We start from the raw sequence: 20,359 nt of genomic DNA on the forward strand, positions 1-20,359 counted from the left end.
ATTCATCTAACCGTTTTTACTGGCATTGAGATACTGATCTCTCCTGTCCATTATACCGGACATCGTTGCTGGGGCAATATCCAGTTCGTCCTCCACCTCACGGTAGGTCGATCCGGCCTCAACCATATGGATGGCTTCGAGGACGATCTCAAATTGTCCGTTCCGATCAGGCACCCATTGTTTCCCCTCGTTATCGAATCGAAATCCGATTGGAGGGCGACCGTGATCGTATCCTTTGTCCACCCGCTCTTGGACAGCCTCGCGTGCGCGCTCAATTTCCTTCTTCTTAGCCTCATGTTCGCTGGCTGCTTGGAGGACTTCGACGGCAGCCTGGACCGGGTCAGAGAGGTCAAGCTCGCCCTCTTCGAAGGTATGGGCTTCAACACCGTATTCACGGAGATCCAAAATGAGTCTCATCGTTTCGTCGAAGTCGCGTGCGAGACGGCGTTTATCGTTGATGACAACCGCATCAATATCTCCAGATTGGACACGACTCCGGGCCTGTTGGTACTGTTCCCTGCTCTCATCCCAACCCGACGTTCGCTCGCCGTCGTCGTAGATACGTTCGAGTGGCATCCCGTGTTCATCGGTGTATTCCCGGATATGACGCTTTTGGCGCTCAATAGAGGCATCTGAGTCCTGTGAGAGGCGGGTGTATCCGATTACCTTAGCCATCGTCTTCACCTCGGGGGTCACCGACCGGGACCGCGCCATATTCGGGACAATCAATCCAACCTTGTCCGAATGCGCCTCCCATCCCACTGTCGGGATACCATTCGTGCATCTCTCCACAGACGTTACACTCTACCAACGGGGGATCCTGCTCAAGAGCCTCCTGCTCGATATAGTGATTTCCTTGGTATGAGTCGCAATGTTCACAGATATTCCCCCAAACCTCTCTCCCCTGGGTCTTACTGTACACCTTTTGGACTGGGTACTCACCTGCTTTCGCTAGCTTCTCACCTACGTCACTATTCAGGTGACTCTCCTCTGGCCAAACAACGGGTGTCTCCCGTTCACATTTCCAGCATTCGGTATTCCATTCAAGCACGGCAACATCACTCATCGACAACAGTCACCTCCAATGTGTTCCCCGACTTGACTTTCCATTCTAGTCGTTGGCCATCCAAGGCCATCGCTTCCGCGATACCCTTTGGAACAGTGACCTTGTACTGTCCATTCGCCCCCTGGCTGACTCTTGTTTTTGGCATCTCTGTATAGGCCTTTAGATAGGCCTATATTTAGTACTATTCCGTGTCTTCGAGAAACCGGGGTTTCTCGAACAATGGCAGTATGATCAGTGACACAGTTCCTAAGGGTATCTGCCACTCTGGGGTCTGGATTACATCACGTCACTGTACCAGACCTGATCTACTCGAATAAACGGTGATTTGATCCGATGGGGCGAATTGTCCTACTAAGCAGGATTGCGCTTCGAGTTGATGCCGGTACGACCATCGTGGTAGCCACCACGCCACACACGATAGTCCGGCATTTTCAGGGAACACATTCTTTCTCGTGAGTGCCGTGTGTTGACTCTCACGGCAACTAAACACAGTGTAGAAAGCCACATAAACAGTCGTATATCACTTCGCAAGTCGAGACTCAAGATATCACGTGAATAATCGTCATCTCGGTGAATCAGCTGTTTGTCGAATATTCCATAAAGCCGGTGCGGGATCCTAGGGAACTCTGGGGATCAATCGTACTTCAACCGGTAAGGAGAGCTGGCTGGTTCTGTTGAAAACTTCGACTCGTAATAGATCTCGTGTGCGTTAGTAAGCACATGGGGTGACTAATCCACGATATCGACCACCAGTCCATAGCGTGGGGAAAGTACCAATATGTTGGACCGAAGACTATCCTGGTGATGACAAGGAATAGAAGTTCTTTATTCTGTGATTCCAATTTCCTCGACCTAAAAAGAGAGAAGCAGGAAGAGATGAAGGACGAGATCTCATCGCTTACCACGGAAGAACTGGATGAGAACAGTACAGACTCTCTAGCGATTATCTTCTCTTCAAAATATACTCCTTCTCAGATCGAACTTCACGATGTTATCAAAAAGGACGGTGGGCAGGTTGAGAAAGAAGTTCAAAACCGGACTGGGATTCCAAGCCGTGGTCGAGGCACACCGACTAGGAAATACGAGAGGCTGAAAGTAAAGTTCCAGTTTGACGGCGATAAGGAGCTATTCCGCTACAAGCCTAGCAGTTTCAACCTCAGTCCACCATTGTACGACAAGCTCAGGAGTACTGAGGTTGTGAGGTACTTCGATTTTCGGACGCGGAACCGGGATGCGGAAGAGGTGAAAGAGAACCTTCGCTCTGATATCGAGGATTGGAAGGATAATGTCCGGTGGTGGGTTGAAAACCTCAACTCCGACATCAGACAGATGCGGGAGAAATTTGAAAACAAGGCCTGTTCGGCGATTGAAAGACGTCGAGGTGAGGTTGAAACCAAGACAAAGGTTATGGAGGATCTCGGTGTCGATACAGGCGGTTCAGGAAGCCAGGGGTTCGTAGTCCCTGAGAAGAAGCGGAGTATTGAGCTTCCGAAACCTGAGGACAGCAGTTCTCCGGATATCCTTCCAGATAACCATTATTCAGAGGTTCTCGGGATTATTGATGATCTTGGCGTGAATATCGAACGATCTGCGGAACGGATTCGTGATCTGGATGAGGAGTCTCTCCGTGATATTTTTCTCGCAGGGATCAACTCTCACTACGCTGGGATCGCACAGGGCGAGTCTTTCAACCGAGGTGGGAAGACGGATATTTTGCTTCCGTATGAGAATCGAAATCTGTTCGTTGCGGAGTGTAAGTTCTGGTCTGGACAGGCTCAGTTTGTAGACGCTATGGATCAGCTCATAGGGAATCTAACGGTCCGGGATTCGCACGCGTGTTTGATGATGTTTTCTAGGAGAACGAGATTCGACGAGGTGCGTGAGAAGGCGGAGAGGGCGACGAAGAGTCACGAGCAGTTTGAGACAGAGTTACCGGGTTACGATGATCACGACGTGAACCGATTCAATATTGACTCAGGTACATCGGTCAAGGTCGCTGTCAAAGTTTTCAACCTGAGATAATCAAGTGACACGGGATTTGTTCAATCCATATTACGGAGAGCCCGGAACATCACCTTGGCTGCGTGTTCGGCGTCTTCACCGAGGTCTTTGATTTCTTCCTGCTCTGGGTTCCGAACTATCGAATGAGCATCTGAATTCGCAGATTCACGGAATCGGTTGATGTCCAAAATGAGCTCTCTATTCATCCCATTCGAGTAGGACTGGTAGTCTTTGAGACGATACTCAAAAACCTCTAGAAGTTCGCTGAAGTTCCTGAAACGACCGTATTCGGGGATATAGTACATCCGCAAATACGATTTCGGGTACTCCTTTCGGAGTAAGTCAATGACAAGATTTTCTAACAGTTTTCGAGTTAGGACGAATGTCCCATCGTACACACCAATCCGATAGCACTTGTTGAGATTCTCTATGAGGTCGTCGTAGAAGTCATCCGTTGTTTTCTCAATATCGATGAAAGATTCAGAAGTGTGTGTGAACAACGGAACGCTATCTGCGTGTGGTATTTGTTCATCTTCGAGGGCCTGTAGTGCCGGGTATTCCTCAATCTCTTCCGCATCAGCGCCCCCAACTAAATCGTAAGCCTGACCCATAATGGCAAGAGCGGTATCCTCGTCGCCACGGTCGCAAAGCACCTTTAAAAAACGTAGTGTGTTATGTGCGCGGTCTTCGTCACCCCATTTCCAGCTTCGAAAGAAACGGTCTATCTTGCTCGCAGTGTCAACCGCTCCTTGCTCAGTTGTAATCCGCTCCCAGTCTTGATGGTCGAAATTCTGCTCTACGATAAAATACGAAAATTGAGACAAGAGGGTTTGGAGGGCATCGTCACTCATATGATCCCCTCCAGAATCACGCCTGATTCATTTCTTCGACTGCAACCTCATACTGACTATCTACTTCTTTGACTAATATTTCCGTGTTCGATAGTCGGTCATTAAGAAGTTCGGTCAGGTCTGAATACGCGTTGTACTGTAGGATTGCTTGCATCGACTCTTCTTCCTCCTCCAAGTGGAAGACTGGCTTATCCGTTTTACCTTGACGAGGAACTGTGACAGTGTAGTAGTGCTCTCCGTTCGAAAAGTTGTGACCAGTTAGTAGCCCTTCGTGTGTTTCTTCCATATGCTATACCCGACAGGCCACCATCAAAAGGGTACTCCACCCACCCGGAGACTATTAGGGGTGTGAAGCAAAATACATTTTCCATTCCAGGGAAGAATGATTCTGATGAGATAGGGGTGCTACGGCAAGCCCTCTCATCATATGAGCAGTTCGAAAAGTGAAGTTCGCAATCCTACTTACTGATTTCCACCACAGAGGATAGTGAATTAATAAAACTTCAATGAGAGCATATGATCCGAACTAGGTTTCTGCTAACTGCGTAGCCTCACCCACCTTCTATGGCCGGAGATCATCAAAATCGTTGACTGCTCACTAACTATACAAATAGTTTTTATACTCCGTTCATTACCTTATGACGGCGTGAAACCGCCGCCCGGTGGTAGAAGCACCGGGCAGATGCTGCCAGCTATGACAGCAAAAGACACTACTCGTGTCGTGAGTGATAACTCTGTCTCTCACGCGATTGAGGGACTGATTCCTCCACGGCACGGGAAACAGAACCGAGATGTACAGGTCACTTTCCAAGTAATCGACCGGCTTCGGGAGGTGGCGAATGGAGCAGACTAGCTCCTGCCGTGCGATCCCGATGGATCCAGACGATGCGTTCCGCGCAATCTCGAACAGCCGTCGCCGGAGCGTCATTCTGTCGTTAGCGCAAAGTGATGATGTTCTCTCTGTATCGGACCTCGCCGTCGAAATTGCGGCAATCGAGAACCTCACCGACCCAAGTGAGGTAACCTCGAAGCAGCGCACACGCGTATATATCTCACTTATCCAATCTCACCTGGAAACGCTTGACGAAACGGGTGCTGCGGTATACGATAGCCGATCCAAGCAGGTTGCACCGACGGAAGCAACGGACCCCTTGGCCACGCACATTCGCCAGATTTCGACTGCGTGTTACAAACCCACGGAGGAATCTGTATGACTCCGGAAGAAGCACGCATCATCTCTGATGATGAAGTAGTCCAGCAGAAACTTGGCTACCAACTGAACCGACTCCAAGAGTTGCTCCAAGGGTTGTCCACAGACGGAGATGACCCATTTGCTTGTATCGTAGAGGCGTACTCCCATGGAGACGTAGAGAGGGCTGCAAAGCAGGTGTTAACGGGCCAGTCTTTTCCCAAGAGTACAGCAGAGTGTGACCACTGTGGTCGAACCTTGTCTGAGGGGAGTCCCATACAGATCCGTGGACGTCGTCCTGCTGGTTTGCTCAACTGGTACATCGGTACTCTCGCTTGTGACTCTTGCAACCTGCCTCTGAATCCGAAGCCTGATGGCTTAGATGTAGTAGCGACCGCACGACTGAGCGCCGTTGATCGCGGAGATGAGTTGTGGCTTCGACAGGCATCCATTGAAGAATCAAGTGGAACCTGCTACCGTGCCGTTGCTGAACGGTCAGGGAAACCAGAAGAAACAGATAGTAGATGTGGCTATGATTAATGTAACTATCCGGGAAGAACAATCTGCTGACGATGAGATCCTGCATCTCACTCTCCCTACACTGGCAGACTCTGACCAATCGATGGATCAAACCCTCCAAACCCAGCTCCCACGGAACCTAATGCTTCATGTCGGTCATGAAGAGACGCTCCTGGAGCGTGTGCGGCACTCAACCAATAGAACGGAGTTAGTTCTCGCACCAGTCGAGTTACACCGAAGAAACATACAGCGCCGACTTCGTGAAGCTCAACTCCCCAAAGATCGCCTCCATTTCGCAGATCCACCAGAAGTTGGAAAGCAACTCCTTCCAGACGGCCAGCAGTCGAGAGATTCGATTGACCGTATCGATCGATTATCGATGATTCAGTCGCTCTCAGAAGAGAATAATAGGTTGGATATCTCTGAACCAACGATACCGTCTGCTCCGCAAGAGATTGAGCAGATTAGAACGGTAGTTGAGAGTGTAACGGGCTTTCACCCAGAACGCCTTGAGACATTTAGCGGAATTGCGGAGGAACTCCCATCTCCAATTGATGTTGATTCCACTGAGATCCTGGAGGCGGCTGTAGCAGTCGAGCGCGCCCTCCGTCAGGATACCGAGAAGGTGGTTTCTGACGTGGAATTTGTTCGACGTGCCTCACAGAATCTTCTTCGGACTAGTGGGACCTGTCTGGAAGCCGCGTTTCCGGATGTCGAACGAATCTCGCTTGTTGGAGTCAGTAGTCTCCCTGCAGCACACGTCGATTTACTGCACGCAATTCTGGAAGCAACACAGGTTCCGGTTCACATCCATTTCCGTCGTGGAACCGGATCATACCTTTCGCGTCGTCTCCCTGAACTTCTCAATGTTACCGAGCCTGGTACGGTGGTGTTCGAGTCGTGACCGCTGAAGATCGCCTCAGCCTTTCGAAACCACTTGAACCCCCTGACGTGCCTATTGCTGAGATCAAAGCGAGGACACGGCGAGCGGAGGCGAGAAGTGTGATGGCTACCGTAGCAAGTCTCCGAGACCACGGTGTCCCAACCCGGGATATTGCCGTAGTAGTACGCGACCTCGACAACTACGAGGAACCGTTGTACCGTGCTTCCGTTCACTATGGACTAACGCCCGTGTTTTGGGTCCAGCTCAGGGTAACACAGACACGCCCATTCGCACTCATCGGGTCGGTATGCGGCGTCCTCGCCTCTGATAACCCATCTCGGGAAATCCTATGTCGCCCGCTCGAACACCGTTGGGCCCCTCCGTCGGCGATGTCGTCGGAGTGGCCAATCGATCCCAAGACGGTCCAGGTGTCGATGCAGGCGTTACCGGACGAATCACGAACCCTCAGTGAGTGGCACGACGAACTCGAAGCGAATCCGGGGATCGACGAACGCTTCGTGACGTATGCCGAGTGGCTCGGTGACTGCCCCGAACCGACCCCAGAAGCCGTGACGAACGTCCTTACCGACGTCGTCGATACGTACGAGGAACTCGGGCTCCCGGTAACGAAGGAGAATGATTCCCCCTCGCTTATCGAAACAGAGCGTGACGCCCGAGCAACCGTTCGTGTGAAAACTCTCGTCCAACAGCTGCGCCACAAGTACGCAGATCGACTCGATGAAGGAACACTTGACCGGTCGTGGAGTAGCGTCGCAGAGTTAAGTCAGCTAATCGCTACCCAGCGCCCAGGCCGACGGGAACACTCAAACGCACGTGCTATCGACATCGTTGAAGCGAACGACATCTGGCTGTTGAACGTGCCGTACGTCCTCGCTGTCGGGTTGATCGACGGTGAGTGGCCTCAGCAAACAGAGAGTGTCGTCCCCCCGGAACTCCAAGAAGCAATCCTCCGTGGTGACGGGCGTGTTGGAACGCTCGCACCACGAACAGCGTGGACAACGGGCCGAGACCGTGACCAGTTTGACGACACGTTGCGGGCCGCTGGAAATGGACTGATTGTGACTCGCCACACAGAATCCACTTCTGGAGAAGAACGCCGTCCATCTCCACTGCTAGACCATCTGGACACCGACCTTGTTCCTCCCGACGAGCGCCGACAGCTGATGAGCGAAGAACGAGAACTCCCGAACGACGTTCGAGCGATGCTTAACCACGAGGTGGCCAACAGTGAGTGACGATCCGATCCGCCTCCAGAACGCGCAACGAGACATTCGGGACGCGTACTTCGACCACGATTCGGGATTGTATACTCTCAACTGCGTCCCAGGTGCAGGGAAATCCGAGGTCACTGACCATATCTCCGCAGAGGACATTCTCCGTCGCTACGTTGCTGGAGACCCGACGCCCGAACAGCGAGTCGCAGCCATCTCGTTCAACCGTAGTGAGGCGGAGAGCATCATTCCGGATATCTGTGACCGCCTTCGGGAGATTGTCGAACACGATCTTGTCCCCGCTGCAAGCAAAGTCTCAGATTCAGAGGTAGAATATCTGATCCAACGGATCAGACAAGCACCGTTCGTCGGTACCATCGACAGTATTCTTCGGGATGTGCTGAGTGAGATCGCCTCCGATGTCGGATTTGAGGAGATGCCGGTTGTTGGCAACACGGCTCGGCAGAAAAATCTGCATAAAGCCTGTTACCGGGCCGTTCAGGAGGATTCGGACTTGGCGCAGCGAGTAGAGCGGTTGGAGGAGGCGTATCCCACTGGCGAGTACGACGACGACGTGAGCGAGATGCTTGAGACCGCCGTCACCTACTGCCGAGATCGCCGTATCTCTACGGAGAGGTTCCACTCCAACCTTGAACAGACTGTTGAAGATGTCTATGCAGAGGGACGCCCAGGATCATTCAGCGACGTCGTCGCCGCGGTCGAACACTGTGTCGGGTCAGATATCGACAAGAGTACCTACAACGACATCGGCGACGACGAACGAGACAGAATCTGTGACGCAGATTCGAGACTTCACGACGACTGGTGTGCCCGTATCGATGACTTCTGTGCAGTACTCGAAGAGTATCGATGTACGTATCGGCAGACCATCCGCGACCGTGGCGTTGTCTCACATACAGACGTCGCGTACCTCGTGGACGCATACTTCGACGACCGACTCAACGATGTCGATGACACCCACCGGACCAGAATCAGACAGCGGTACCAGACACGAATCCAGAGCCTGATCATTGACGAGGCCCAAGACGTGTCGTCGATACAGCATGCGGCACTCTCTCACTTGGTCACCCCCAGTGCGCGAGTGTTCGGTGCGGGCGACCTGCTCCAGAGCGTTTACCTGTGGAGGCACGCTGAACCAACGCTCTTCGAGACCGCAACGGTCGATGGAGAGTATCTCGGGATCGACTGGGACGTCCACGAGCACCGGACTGCGAAGACGACGTACCGGTGCGTCCCCGACGTCGCCAGTGCGATCAACGAAATCTCCGAAGCGGCGCTCACGGATCCAACACGTGGTAACCTCGGAGAACTGGACGTCCGATACCCTGGGCTCGAAGCTGATCGTGGTTCGACCGATGAGTCGAATGTTCATATCGCAGCCTTCGATCCGATAGCTTCAGACCCTGATTCGTACGCCTGGGTCAATCCTGTCGAAGGTCGTGGGGAAGCAACGACGCTGGCGACGCTCCTCTCGAAGGGGCTCGCGGATGGGACGTTTGCTGACGAGAACGATGACCCTCTCGGGGTCACCGTGTTGTTCCGATGGGCGTCGAAGATGGATGTGTATGAAGAGGCGTTCGAGGAAATGGGGATCAGTGTTCGGAACGCGAGTGAAGATCTCTTCGAGTGCTCAGTCGTCAATATAGTCCTTGACGTCTGTGAGTGGCTAGTCGCACCTGCCGACCCCGAAAGAACCCGCGCGCTCGTCACCGAGTCGAATCTCGGTCTCGAACCACTTGCAGACAACTTTGAGGCCCACCACTGGGACATCGACGCGGTTCTCGATGACTGCGACCTCACGGACGCACACCAGCACGTACTCGATGGCCTCTCCGAACTCCGCGACCAACGTGATAACTTCCTCTCCCGCCCCGCTGGCACCTACGCCGAGGACATCATCGAGACACTCGCCCTTCGCGCAGATTCCTATGGGTGCTTCGACGTCGATCCTGCACAACGGGTCGCCAACCTCGATGCACTCGTAAAGACCCTGGAGGAGTGGGAAGCGGACGAACATTTCACTCCACGCGAACTCACCGAGCTGGTCGAACCGTTCCGAGAGAACCCGTATATGGGACCGAACCAGCCGAGTACCGCCGACACGAGTCACGACGTCGAATTCCGGACGGTTCATGACGCTAAGGGCGACCAAGACGACGTCGTCGCCGTTGCAAATCCCGGATTCTGTCTCTGGAAGCACGGGCCGCAGGCCCAACGGTTCCTCACTCAGGGGAGCATCGCCGGACTCGCCCCGCCAACGAACACCGATATCCCATCAGATATTGCGCTCCCACCGTTCGTCAACGGGCTCTACGATCCAGAAGACACGCGGGACCGGGATGTCGGGTTGCGGTGGGCCACGGGCCAATGGTGCGACGATGTCGCTGAGTCCGCCGACGCAACATCGCTGGTCGGGCCCGACCGTCTCAAACGGGTTGCGGCGAATGAACGAGCCGAAGCGTGGCGGCTTCTATACGTCGCGCTCACGCGGGCGAGAGATCACCTCGTCGTTCCACTCCCACGTTCGTTTTCTGGTGAGCCACGCCCTCGTGACCGGTGGCTCGACACGATTCGGAACGGACTCAACTTTACTGGTGAGCAAACTGGGTCGTACACAGTCGATACGGACACCGGGTCGTTCGACGTCGGCGTCAACGATGTCGCACTTCGCGCAACATGGACAAACACGGTCACGTCTGGTGACGACGACGTCGCCGTCAATCCACCACGACACACCGATCTCGATCCATGGGTTCCACGGTTCGCCCACCCGAGTACACTGTATCCACTCACGGACGATCCCGACGAACAGGTACTTGACCACCTCCTCGGCAATGCCCTGCACACAGATGCTAACGACGTTCCCGACGACGTCCCCCTGCAATTCGACCGGTTAGGCCCAGACGACGTCGGCTCTTGCTTACACGAGGTGTTGACCACGCTCGTCGAACGCGAGGTTCCGGAACATACACTTCGATCGCGGGGTGGCGAAGTTCGCCGCGTGTTCGACAAAGTCGTTGACGGCCACGCTACGCGAATCGACGACGACGAACGCGACGGATTATTTACCTTCTTCGGGGAGGAGGTATTGGACGACTTCTTCGCGTCCGACTTATGGGGAGATATCCAACGAGCCGAACGGGTTACCGTTGAGAGACCTATCGATGGTCTCGTCACGATTGACGACGTCGAGATCGAGATACACGGCACGAGCGATTTCGTCGTCGAATTACCCTCCGGCGAACAGCACGTGGCCGATCTGAAGATCACGCTGACGGATCAAACACCGGAGACGCGACGTCGGTACGAACTCCAAGTGACGGCCTACTCGTACCTCTTCGAACAGCAGGAGAGTTCCGAAGACCCAGTGAATCGGGCAGTAGAAACATTTGGCGTCGAACGAGATACAATCGAGTCCTCATGGCCGTCCGACATCGTTGAACGGAGACTCGCGGCTCTGGTTCGACAGTAGCCGTAAGTCAGGATAGAAGCGGTTTCGCTTTACACATGTCCGGTATCGTGTTCGACACAGATACATATCATTCGAGGATCCGACCTTATTGAACCCTCAACCAGTGGTTGATATCAGTAGTAGTGATAAATACAGTGCGCAAACAGAGAACTACTTAGTTTGTTCATCGTCTAGGAAGTCTTCGTTGAGACCTGGATACAGCTCTTCCTGCTTTTCGGCCATCTCGATGATTAGTTCATCCCGTTCCTCGATCTCGTCAGCATAGAGTTCGCTGATATAGTTGAAGAGCCACTCATAGAACTCGGAGAGTATCTCGTGGTAGTCTTCGATAACACTCCGGATTTGAAATTCGTCATCAAGATCATTAAGCACTTCGTGAGATTGGTCCTTCCATTCCTCCCAACCAACCAGTTCCGTTTTATCAAAGAGAATCTTTGCTGTTCGTTCTGTGGGTGCATCACTAATGACGTGAGTACTGGTACGTCCAGTAACAACAGGAATACGCCGATGCTGCATATAGATTCGCAGATCAATAATAAAAGATGCAAGCGGAATCAAGTCTAGCTCAGCCATCTTAGCTGAGTATTGATCGTCAAGATCGTCACGGTCTAGTTTCTCCTTCATGCGGTATGTATGATCCCGAAGTGAGAGGCACATTGCCAGATAATTATGTAGGTTCCGCGCGAACTCCAGTAAGGCATTTTGCATGCGATTCTCTTCGTTGACTAGCCAGGTATCTGGGTTGTTCTCGAAATGGTCGATTGCGTTCAAAAGTTCAGTGTGATTATCGTCTAGCATGTGTTTTGACCGGCTGACATCGTTTAGCAAGTCTCGGTACTGTTGTCCCGGTAACTGCTCCAGTTGCTCGTACATCGTCTTCAATTCGTCAACGGCGTCCGGTCTATTGGCTGGATCAACATGTCCATATAGTCGATCAAGATCTGATGGATCCAAGAGGGTCACTTCCTTCATCACCAGATTCTCACAGAGGCAGGTACTTAGATACTGATAGACAATCGTTCTAGCCGTCATCTCGCTAGCTTCGAAATGCCAGCTAGCCGTACTAGGACTACTCACGGTGCTAGAACCGGCCTTATTCCTACTCGTTATTTCCCACGGCCTCCAACAGGGGTGTATGGCGCTGAAGGATATAGTTCCGGCACGTCCACCTCTAACCCCGTTTGAGCAGTTGCTCGATGAACACCTTCCCCTTGCGTGGCGACAGGCTGACAAGCGCCGCCGGCAAATCCGGTTGGTTGCTGCAGTTTTTCTGGTGCTTCCTGAGACGATGGAGATCAAGGAGCGGCGGAAGCAAGCACAGAAGATTGTGACCGGCTTGTTACCAGACGTCGAGGATCTACAGACGGTTCAGCAGAAGTGCCACAAAGACACCTTCGAGGCTAAGATTGTGGACAACAACCGGTATCACCGTGAGTTTGACTCTCGACTTGAGGATATCGAATCGGACTACGCCGGCGAACTAAATCATTCGCTGTGATTGGGTATTTCTCCTGATATTAACAGTGCTACTGTAATATTGGACAGGGGCACCGATAACCCTCAGTTTTGTTGCCACTGATAGATCCTGTAACCAGCGGCGATGACGATGAGGGCAGCCATAGCGAGCACTGCCCGGCCTTTGTTCGTATAGATGAGTTGCTGGATGGTTAAGTGCCAGCGGCAGGCGCTTTCACGGAGCCCCGGTTCGGGGTACGTGCTGGTGGTGATCTGTGTATCAAGCCAAGCATCGAGTGAGGTGCCGGCAACCTGTTCGACGATCTGTTTGAAATCGGCGTAGGTAACCGTCCCGTTGTGCGTGTTCATTCGATAGACGACGTCATCGAGGGTTCGCCGTCCATTAGTCTCGTTTCGAATCCGCTGATCCAGTGCTGACAGGACTACAGCACCTTTCCGATACTGGCCCTGATCGTTTGGCCCCCACTGACTCTGGTTGCTGAGCACAACGGTGCCCATCCGTGTCCGACTCACATTCCAGAAGTAGTGGGTGTACTCGCACGGACCAGCGTACTGCTGGCGCGTGGTAAGATCAACAGCATAGTATGACGCACTCGCCTCCGTGAACCACCACATCTGGTCGCCGAGCTGTACAGACGAATTGACGGTGAACAGCTGGCGCGTATGCGTGTATTCGTGTAGCCAGGTATTGGCCGGGATTACGCCGCCCCAATACTCAGAGCCAAAATCAAAGGTAGCCGAATCATGTACCCAGAACTCATGCGTTTCAGCTGCTCCGCCACGGCGAATCGGATCCGTGACAGCATACGCGTTGACATAAGAGTACTGCGGCCCGACATCGAACTGACGGGAAGCCGAAGCAAGCGAGTTGACAATGCTACTCGGTGATTCAGATAAATTAGCGGTTTGTGGCACAATGAGACGAATGTTTTGGCAGCCTGATGAAGCCGTATACACGCTGTTCGGGCCGGCGAGGATGAATTGATCGCCGACAAACCCCTCACCGTCGAAGCTGAGATTCGTAGCCGGTGCATGGCTTGGAACCGGGAAGAACCCCCAGTGTGGAGTTGCCGCGTATTCATGATTCTCACCTTGAGATGCCTGCTGATCGATTATGGATAGTGTGAGGCTCGGGTGTTGTGTTCGGCCGTCCCACCGGAAGGAGTAGCCGATATCGGACGACAGATTAGCGAAGCCGGTCATGTTTACGACCCGAACTCCACGATTATAATGCGTGGTCGTGAGATCAACCCAGAACTCACTGGTGGCCGAAAGATTGCGATAGGTAATCGTGAGCGTCTGTGTACTCTGATCATAGATCAGATGACCAGTAACGTTCGCTTCACTACGTGGCACCGAGATACCATTCTGGAGCGCGATATCTGACTGGGGATCGAGACACGAGTCACCTGTGGATTGTGCCGTGGCAGTACCTTGATCAGAAGGGACAAGAGGTGCAGCAAGAAGCCCACAAATAATAAGAACAGCAACAAGGGATAGCTGTCTCATTACTGCAACTTAGTTACGCATATATCATAAATGTCCAGACCAGTATTCCGAGAGATGAGTACAAAACTGGTTCCGGTCTAAAATCGGCGACTGTCATAAGTTGAATTGTCCAGCACCTACCAGACCGGCTAAAACGCGCCTATCTCACGGCTTACCTTTTTCCCGCATTCGCTCATATGAGGTGTGCATGACGAACCCAAATGCCCTTCCATCGGCCGATAAAGCCCTCAACACGGACGCTTACTTCCGACTCTATCAGGGCGCGCTCAAGATCAAGAATCCCAGTGCGCGACTCGCCGCCTGCTACATCATCCTACTCGCTGGACGACTTGGTTTCCGTCTCCAAGAGATCCAACATCTCCGTGAGGAGTGGATCGATTGGCGGCGCGGCGAAATCAAAATCCCAAGCTACGACCCATGCGGCTGCAAGCAGTGTTGGATCACTGCCCGCGACATCTGGGGTCGCCGCGGCCTATCAGAGCTCCAAGAAAAAGGAGGATGGGCTGACGACGTTAAGTGGCGAGACCTGAATGCAGACGCCCGCGATACCGTCGTTGAGAAGGCGAGTTACTGTCGCCCGGAGACGCTTGAAGACATACTCTATAGTGAGCGTTGGGAGCCGAAATACGACCGGTCAGCACGTACTGTTCCATTCGGTTGGTCTGAGCGCATCACTGCGTGCCTCATGACCTTCTTCGACCACAATGACTGTCTTCAACACCAGCGGTTCCCGGTGAGCCGACTAATTAAGAAAGCTGCAGAAAACGCGAACGGCTTGGAACCTGATGAGTTGTCTCCCCATCCGCTCCGGGCGACTGGTCTCACGTTTCTTGCGGATATCTCGGTTGATCCGAAGATGCTGTGTGACCTAGCGGGTTGGCAGGATATTCAGACTGCCACCCGGTACCTGCGGCAGAGTGGTCGTATTACCAGCCACAAGGTGTACTCGTTGCTGGGGAAGGAAAACGAAGCGCCTCCGGTCGTGCCAGCCGAGCCTGAGTATCAGTTTCCAGTCGTGATGAATCCGATCCCGTTCGACGGAGAGCCGTTCTCGCCAATTACGCCAGACGGAATTCGGTTTGACCGGGATGTTCGGCTTACCCGCCATCACGAGCAACGTAACACCCCGATTCTGCTTGTCCATCCGCGCGAGGCGTCGCTCCCTTTTAACTATGCTGGCTTCCCTGACGCGGACGAGTTGAGTTACGACCCCCGGAAACACGATCTCCCTGGTAAGATAAAGCGGGATTCCGACCGCGTCCAGTTTGAGGACGGCCAGCCCGTGACGACTGCGACAACGATTGCAGATACCGAAGACCCACACCGCGTAGATCCAAGCGAGCATGCGCCACCGGAAGAGTACCGGGCGGAAACGGTTGACACACGACTGTCGGACTATCACGACGATGACCACGACAGCAACAGAATGGCGGCGGCGACGATCACGGGCGCAGCCGCGTTTTCGGTTGGGGCCGTGTGGTCGCGGCTTGGTCAGGAGTGGACTGAGTACTGGACGGCTGATGAGGGCGCTGTTCCAAGTGCGGAACGACTGGCGAAAGGGATGGCTGCGTACCTCGTGCTGGTTGTGGGTCCATTGGCTGTGGATCTCTCTCTTCTCTTTCAGTAGCAGTAGACGCGCTGGCCGGGCGCGCGCCCGGCCCGCGTCAGCGAAAAACATTTCCGTGAGGACGTTCCGAACGGTGCGGGGTGTACGATATGGCGCACTGCATCCTTGAATTATCTTAGTCTACATATGGGAATCACAGATGGAAAACGAGTTATCGTGTATCGACGTCAAATGCTGGCGACGAACGAGATCCAGACGGGTGAACCGCATACCGTTCAGGGTGATCGATCTCCCCGAAGTTCCTCTTCCAGTGCATCAAGTTCGCGTTCGAGGTCATCATCGTCCACCTGTTCAGTGAATCCGTCTTCGGCGCGGCTGTCGGTTGGACGTCTACACATCCGTTTTAATTGATTGAGACTGGCGATGTAGCGGCGAAGTTCCTCGCTGGTCAGCGGGCGACCGTCAGCCATATCGAATCATATTTCGTCAACTGACAAAACCCCCGCGCCCGATCAGAGCATCTTCCTTTCGTTGAGCGTTTCGTCCCTGTGCTGATCAATGACGAGGACCACCCACCTTTTTGTGGGTACGCCGATACTTTAGCGCTAGCGAATCGCATGACGGCGACGACCCCCGTGATGAACCGGAACGGACTCTTTCGCGCGAAGAGCGACTTCTTTAAAAGGAAGTCTACGCCGTCTGTTGAATCTAGATCGTTCGGAAAACGGATGGGCGCTGCAGGATTTGAACCCGCGGCAGCTTGGTCCGAAGCCAAGTACTCTGTCCAGACTGAGCTAAGCGCCCTCGGCCGAAAATAGAGCGACGGGACTGTTTAAACCCACTGATTTCCACGTCCGGAGTCCGCGTCATTTATACGCCAGCCATCGGGACTGAGCGGTATGAGTGTCGGAGAGCGCGTTCGCGGCCTGGTCGAACTGACGCGGCCGGGCAACGCCGTTGCAGCGGGCGCGCTAACGTTCATCGGAGCGTTCGTCGCCGTCGGGAGTGGAGCATCGTCAGTCCAGACGCTGGTCGCGGCGGGAGCGACGACTCTGGCTGTCGGTGCCGGCAACGCTCTCAACGACTACTTTGACCGGGAGATAGACGCGATCAACCAACCGGCCCGGCCGATACCGCGCGATGCAGTCAGTCCGCGCGGAGCGCTCGTGTTTAGCCTGGCGCTGTTCGCTGGCGCGGTGGTACTGGCGGCGACTCTCCCGCCGTTGGCTATCGGTATCGCCGCGGTGAATCTGCTGGCGCTGATCGCCTACACTGAACTGTTCAAGGGCTTGCCGGGGGTCGGAAACGTCGTCGTCGGCTTCCTTGGCGGGAGCACGTTCCTGTTCGGCGGTGCCGCGGTCGGCCGGCCACGGGCGACAGTCGTTCTATTTGTACTCGCCGCGCTGTCGACGGTGACCCGAGAGATCATCAAGGACGTCGAAGACATCGACGGCGACCGCGAGGAGGGGTTGAACACTCTTCCGATCGCTATCGGCGCGGAACGAGCGCTGTACGTCGCCGCCGGATTCCTCGCGTTGGCCGTGCTGGCGAGTCCTGTCCCGTATTTCCTGGGAACGTTCGGCGCGGTGTATCTCACAGTAGTGGGGCCAGCCGACTTCATCATGGTGTACGCGATGGTCGAGAGCTTCGACGACCCCACTGCGGGCCAATCCCGGATCAAGTACGGCATGTTTCTGGCCGCCGTTGCGTTCGTCGTAGGGCGGCTGGCGATGTAACCGCTGAGTTCACTCCCCGCTTTCCCCGCCGAATCCAGAGATCTGACCCGGTAGATCAATCAGAAACGGTATAAGGTCGCTTGGCCATCTTTATAACATACGAACGCGATAGGGCAGACAACAGCACGGAATCTCCCGTCTGTTCCCACAGAGGATCCGGCATGTATGACTTGGCTGATGTCCTATCGGACGTCGAACTCTCCCCAGGAACGAATCTCCTGATATCGGGGCCGCCACTCACCGGTAAACGGCGGATCGCCCTAGAGATCCTCGCAAACGGAACGCGACAGGGCGAAGGAGCGATCGTCGTCACGACGAAGGACAGCGCGGATAAACTCGTCACGGAGTACGAACAGCTCGTTCCAGCTATCGACGACGCGCCGTTCGGTATCGTTGACTGTGTGACGAAACAGCGCGGCGTCGGCAACGCCGAAGACTCGTCGAGAATCAAATACGCCTCCTCGCCCGTCGATATGACGGGTATCGGGATCCAGCTTTCGGAGTTCCTGCAGGACTTCTACGAGGCCAGAAACATCAAACAGAACCGGGTCTTGCTCCACTCGGTATCGACGCTGTTGATGTATTCGAACGTCCAGACGGTGTTTCGGTTCCTGCACGTCTTTACGGGGCGCGTCCAGAGCGCCGACGGGCTCGGTCTGTACGTCATCGATTCAACGGCGCACGAACAGCAGACACTCAACACACTCAAACAGCTGTTCGACGGCGTTATCGAGGTCAAGGAGGAAGACGGGACTCAGTCTGTTCGGACCGTCGGCGTGTCGACGGCGTCGAACTAACGTCCCTGTCGTCTCGGTCTCGTGACTCGGAAGTGCTGGATACTCGGAAGCGCTGGATACCGGAATCCGGTCCGGCGAGCCGTCGTCCACACCCTCCGGAACAGATCGATCCGTAACCGGGACTGACCAGTAGGCTTTAGCGGACGCGTCTCATCACCGATACTCAATGCCCGTCGAGAGCGACGCGGAGCTACGTGAGTTGCTGGGCCTGCGACGGATCGCGGTCGTCGGCTGTTCGTCCACGCCCGAGAAAGACGCGCACGCGATACCGAGATACCTACAAGACAACGGATACGAGGTGATCCCGGTCAACCCGTTCGAGGAAGAAATCCTCGGCGAGACGGCGTACGACTCCCTCTCCGATGTTGACGAAACGATAGATGTCGTCAACGTGTTCCGTCCGAGCGAAGAGGTCGCCGGGATCGTCGACGAGGCGCTGGAACGCGAGGACGTGAAAGTGATCTGGACCCAACTGGGCATCCGCGACGACGGGGCCGCGCGACGCGCGGAAGCGGACGGTCGCCACGTCGTTCAGGATCGGTGCATGAAAGTCGAACACCAGCGGCTCTGTTAGCCGTCCCACTCCTCAAACGACCGGTAGATTCCCTTCGACAAGTAGCGTTCGCTGGAGTCGGGAAACACCGTGACGACGGAGTCGTATGGCGTCTCTATCTCGCCGTCGCGGATATCAGCGGCGACGCGCTGTGCCGCGACGCTCGCTGCGCCGGCGCTCGACGCGACGAGGTGTCCCTCGTCGCGCGCTAATCGCTTGAGTTCGTCCTGTGCGGAGCGGTCGGTAACGTCGATCACCTCGTCGACTAGCTCGGGGTCGAACAGCTCGTTCGTCGTGGGGTCGTGCGTGCCGATCCCTTCCATTTTGTACTCGTCTTCCTCCCTGTCATCGCCGAACAACGTGCCGTACATGGAGCCGTCGGGTTCGACAGCGGCGACGTGCGTATCGGGGTTTTGCTCTCTGGCGTACCGCGCGATCCCCATCAGGGTTCCCGCCGTGCCACAGCCGGCGACGATAGCGCCGACCTCGCCGTCTAGGGCCTCGTATATCTCCGGGCCGGTGGTTTCGTAGTGGGCCTCGGCGTTGAGGGGGTTCGCGAACTGCTGGGGGACTACTGCGTCGTCTAGCTCGTCCGCTAACTGGTGTGCGCGCTCGATAGCTCCGTCCATCCCCTTCTCGGTGGGAGTGTTGATAATCTCCGCCCCCAGTGCCTGCATGAGCTGCTGTTTCTCGACGCTGAACCGCTCCGGGACGACGAAGATAGCGTCGAGACCGAGTTGCTCGGCGGCGATAGCGAAACCGATGCCGGTGTTGCCGGCGGTCGGTTCGATAACCGTTCCGCCGGGCGGCACGTCACCCTCTTCGACCATGCGTTCGAGCATGTACTTGCCGATGCGGTCTTTCACGCTCGCACCCGGATTGAACGTTTCCAGTTTGGCGTACACGGAGACCTCGTCGGGCGACGCCTGTACGCGCACTAGTGGCGTCTGTCCAACGGTGTCTAACACCGAATCGAACGGCTCCCGGTGGGAAGTCATCTGGTAGGCAATAGTTGCCGTGCCCGTTATATTTTATTGGTTCCCGTTACGCGGTCGGCAGTGATCCACGTCGCCGGCCGCTCGTCGGTCGGTATCACGACGGCGCAACTCAGGCACTCTCGTCGGATGCATCGTCGGTTTCCGCGGACGCGGCGGCCGTCTCGTCGTTCGTGTTCGGTGTGTCTCCGTCAGTAGCGGCGTCTGACGGCTCCACGTCTTCGATGGCTGCGTCGGCCAGAACCTGATCGACGTCGATGTCACGTTCCTCGGCTAGCGCGTCGAGGACGGCGCGCTGTTTCTCCAGTTCCGTCTCGATATCTCGAACGCGGTCACCGGTGTCGGTGGTCGTCTCTTCGAGTTCCATCACCCGTTTTCGGACGTCTACGAGTTGCTTGTACAGCTGTTCGGCGCGGTCAGCTACCGTCTGGATCTTCTTTGCGGTGCTGCCTAGTCCCATGGACCGAGATAAGGCGACCCGGGGTGTTGACT

At 54.9% G+C, this 20,359-nt stretch carries 17 protein-coding genes and 1 tRNA gene; 9 read left to right on the top strand and 9 right to left on the bottom strand.

The window, feature by feature from the left end; translation table 11 throughout:
- Positions 1–6: 6 nt before the first annotated feature.
- Positions 7–675 (bottom strand): recombinase family protein, encoded by a 669-nt coding sequence (locus SM753_RS19720; RefSeq protein ID WP_323192808.1) that lies wholly within the window; start codon positions 673–675, stop codon positions 7–9.
- A gap of 1,195 nt (positions 676–1,870) precedes the next feature.
- Between SM753_RS19720 and SM753_RS19725 the strand changes: the two genes are divergently transcribed.
- The gene (locus tag SM753_RS19725; protein ID WP_323192809.1) at positions 1,871–3,088 is read left to right on the top strand and encodes a hypothetical protein; all 1,218 of its coding nucleotides are present in this window, start codon (positions 1,871–1,873) and stop codon (positions 3,086–3,088) included.
- Between the two features lie 20 nt (positions 3,089–3,108).
- Here SM753_RS19725 and SM753_RS19730 read toward each other — a convergent pair whose 3' ends face one another.
- Together SM753_RS19730 and SM753_RS19735 are read right to left on the bottom strand one after the other, a co-directional pair.
- Positions 3,109–3,918, bottom strand: a complete 810-nt coding sequence (locus SM753_RS19730; protein WP_323192810.1) for a hypothetical protein — start codon at positions 3,916–3,918, stop codon at positions 3,109–3,111.
- 16 nt (positions 3,919–3,934) lie between these two features.
- Positions 3,935–4,204 (bottom strand): hypothetical protein, encoded by a 270-nt coding sequence (locus SM753_RS19735; protein ID WP_323192811.1) that lies wholly within the window; start codon positions 4,202–4,204, stop codon positions 3,935–3,937.
- 1,366 nt (positions 4,205–5,570) lie between these two features.
- Here SM753_RS19735 and SM753_RS19740 point away from each other — a divergent pair.
- From SM753_RS19740 to SM753_RS19750, 3 genes are read left to right on the top strand one after another with little or no spacing between them, the layout of a single operon-like run.
- Positions 5,571–6,530 (top strand): hypothetical protein, encoded by a 960-nt coding sequence (locus tag SM753_RS19740; protein WP_323192812.1) that lies wholly within the window; start codon positions 5,571–5,573, stop codon positions 6,528–6,530.
- Entirely contained in the window at positions 6,527–7,765 is a 1,239-nt protein-coding gene (locus SM753_RS19745; RefSeq protein WP_323192813.1) for a hypothetical protein, read from the top strand. The genes SM753_RS19740 and SM753_RS19745 overlap by 4 nt, the downstream gene beginning before the upstream one ends.
- A complete protein-coding gene (locus tag SM753_RS19750; protein WP_323192814.1) occupies positions 7,758–11,234 on the top strand; it encodes a UvrD-helicase domain-containing protein in 3,477 nt (1,158 codons plus the stop codon). Before SM753_RS19745 ends, SM753_RS19750 begins: the two co-directional genes overlap by 8 nt.
- A 150-nt stretch (positions 11,235–11,384) precedes the next feature.
- Here the strand turns inward: SM753_RS19750 and SM753_RS19755 are convergent, their stop codons facing one another.
- Positions 11,385–12,206 (bottom strand): hypothetical protein, encoded by an 822-nt coding sequence (locus tag SM753_RS19755; protein WP_323192815.1) that lies wholly within the window; start codon positions 12,204–12,206, stop codon positions 11,385–11,387.
- Between the two features lie 163 nt (positions 12,207–12,369).
- Between SM753_RS19755 and SM753_RS19760 the strand changes: the two genes are divergently transcribed.
- Positions 12,370–12,732, top strand: a complete 363-nt coding sequence (locus SM753_RS19760) for a hypothetical protein (RefSeq protein WP_323192816.1) — start codon at positions 12,370–12,372, stop codon at positions 12,730–12,732.
- Positions 12,733–12,794: 62 nt separating this feature from the next.
- On the opposite strand, the gene SM753_RS19765 is transcribed toward SM753_RS19760, so the two are convergent.
- Complete coding sequence (locus tag SM753_RS19765; RefSeq protein WP_323192817.1) at positions 12,795–14,219, bottom strand: hypothetical protein; 1,425 nt, start codon at positions 14,217–14,219, stop codon at positions 12,795–12,797.
- Between the two features lie 187 nt (positions 14,220–14,406).
- Here SM753_RS19765 and SM753_RS19770 point away from each other — a divergent pair, with 187 nt between their 5' ends.
- Positions 14,407–15,846 (top strand): site-specific integrase, encoded by a 1,440-nt coding sequence (locus tag SM753_RS19770; RefSeq protein ID WP_323192818.1) that lies wholly within the window; start codon positions 14,407–14,409, stop codon positions 15,844–15,846.
- 215 nt (positions 15,847–16,061) lie between these two features.
- On the opposite strand, the gene SM753_RS19775 is transcribed toward SM753_RS19770, so the two are convergent.
- Together SM753_RS19775 and SM753_RS19780 are read right to left on the bottom strand one after the other, a co-directional pair.
- Positions 16,062–16,256: a hypothetical protein gene (locus SM753_RS19775; protein ID WP_323192819.1), complete on the bottom strand. Its 195-nt coding sequence runs from the start codon at positions 16,254–16,256 to the stop codon at positions 16,062–16,064.
- 259 nt (positions 16,257–16,515) lie between these two features.
- Positions 16,516–16,590, bottom strand: a tRNA-Arg gene (locus SM753_RS19780).
- A gap of 95 nt (positions 16,591–16,685) precedes the next feature.
- Here SM753_RS19780 and SM753_RS19785 point away from each other — a divergent pair.
- The 3 genes from SM753_RS19785 to SM753_RS19795 all read left to right on the top strand — a co-directional run bounded on the left by SM753_RS19785 (position 16,686) and on the right by SM753_RS19795 (position 18,893).
- Entirely contained in the window at positions 16,686–17,522 is an 837-nt protein-coding gene (locus SM753_RS19785; protein WP_323192820.1) for a geranylgeranylglycerol-phosphate geranylgeranyltransferase, read from the top strand.
- Positions 17,523–17,683: 161 nt separating this feature from the next.
- A complete protein-coding gene (locus SM753_RS19790; protein WP_323192821.1) occupies positions 17,684–18,319 on the top strand; it encodes an ATPase domain-containing protein in 636 nt (211 codons plus the stop codon).
- A gap of 166 nt (positions 18,320–18,485) precedes the next feature.
- On the top strand, positions 18,486–18,893 hold the full coding sequence (locus tag SM753_RS19795) for a CoA-binding protein (protein WP_135533235.1): 408 nt from the start codon (positions 18,486–18,488) through the stop codon (positions 18,891–18,893).
- Here SM753_RS19795 and SM753_RS19800 read toward each other — a convergent pair.
- The gene (locus SM753_RS19800) at positions 18,890–19,870 is read right to left on the bottom strand and encodes a PLP-dependent cysteine synthase family protein (RefSeq protein ID WP_138797156.1); all 981 of its coding nucleotides are present in this window, start codon (positions 19,868–19,870) and stop codon (positions 18,890–18,892) included. The genes SM753_RS19795 and SM753_RS19800 overlap by 4 nt on opposite strands.
- A 109-nt stretch (positions 19,871–19,979) precedes the next feature.
- Positions 19,980–20,327, bottom strand: a complete 348-nt coding sequence (locus SM753_RS19805; protein WP_323192822.1) for a DUF5798 family protein — start codon at positions 20,325–20,327, stop codon at positions 19,980–19,982.
- Positions 20,328–20,359 lie beyond the last annotated feature (32 nt).

It is taken from the genome of Halostella sp. PRR32 (assembly GCF_034808085.1).
In the GTDB taxonomy this organism is placed as follows: Archaea; Halobacteriota; Halobacteria; order Halobacteriales; family Natronoarchaeaceae; genus Halostella; species Halostella pelagica.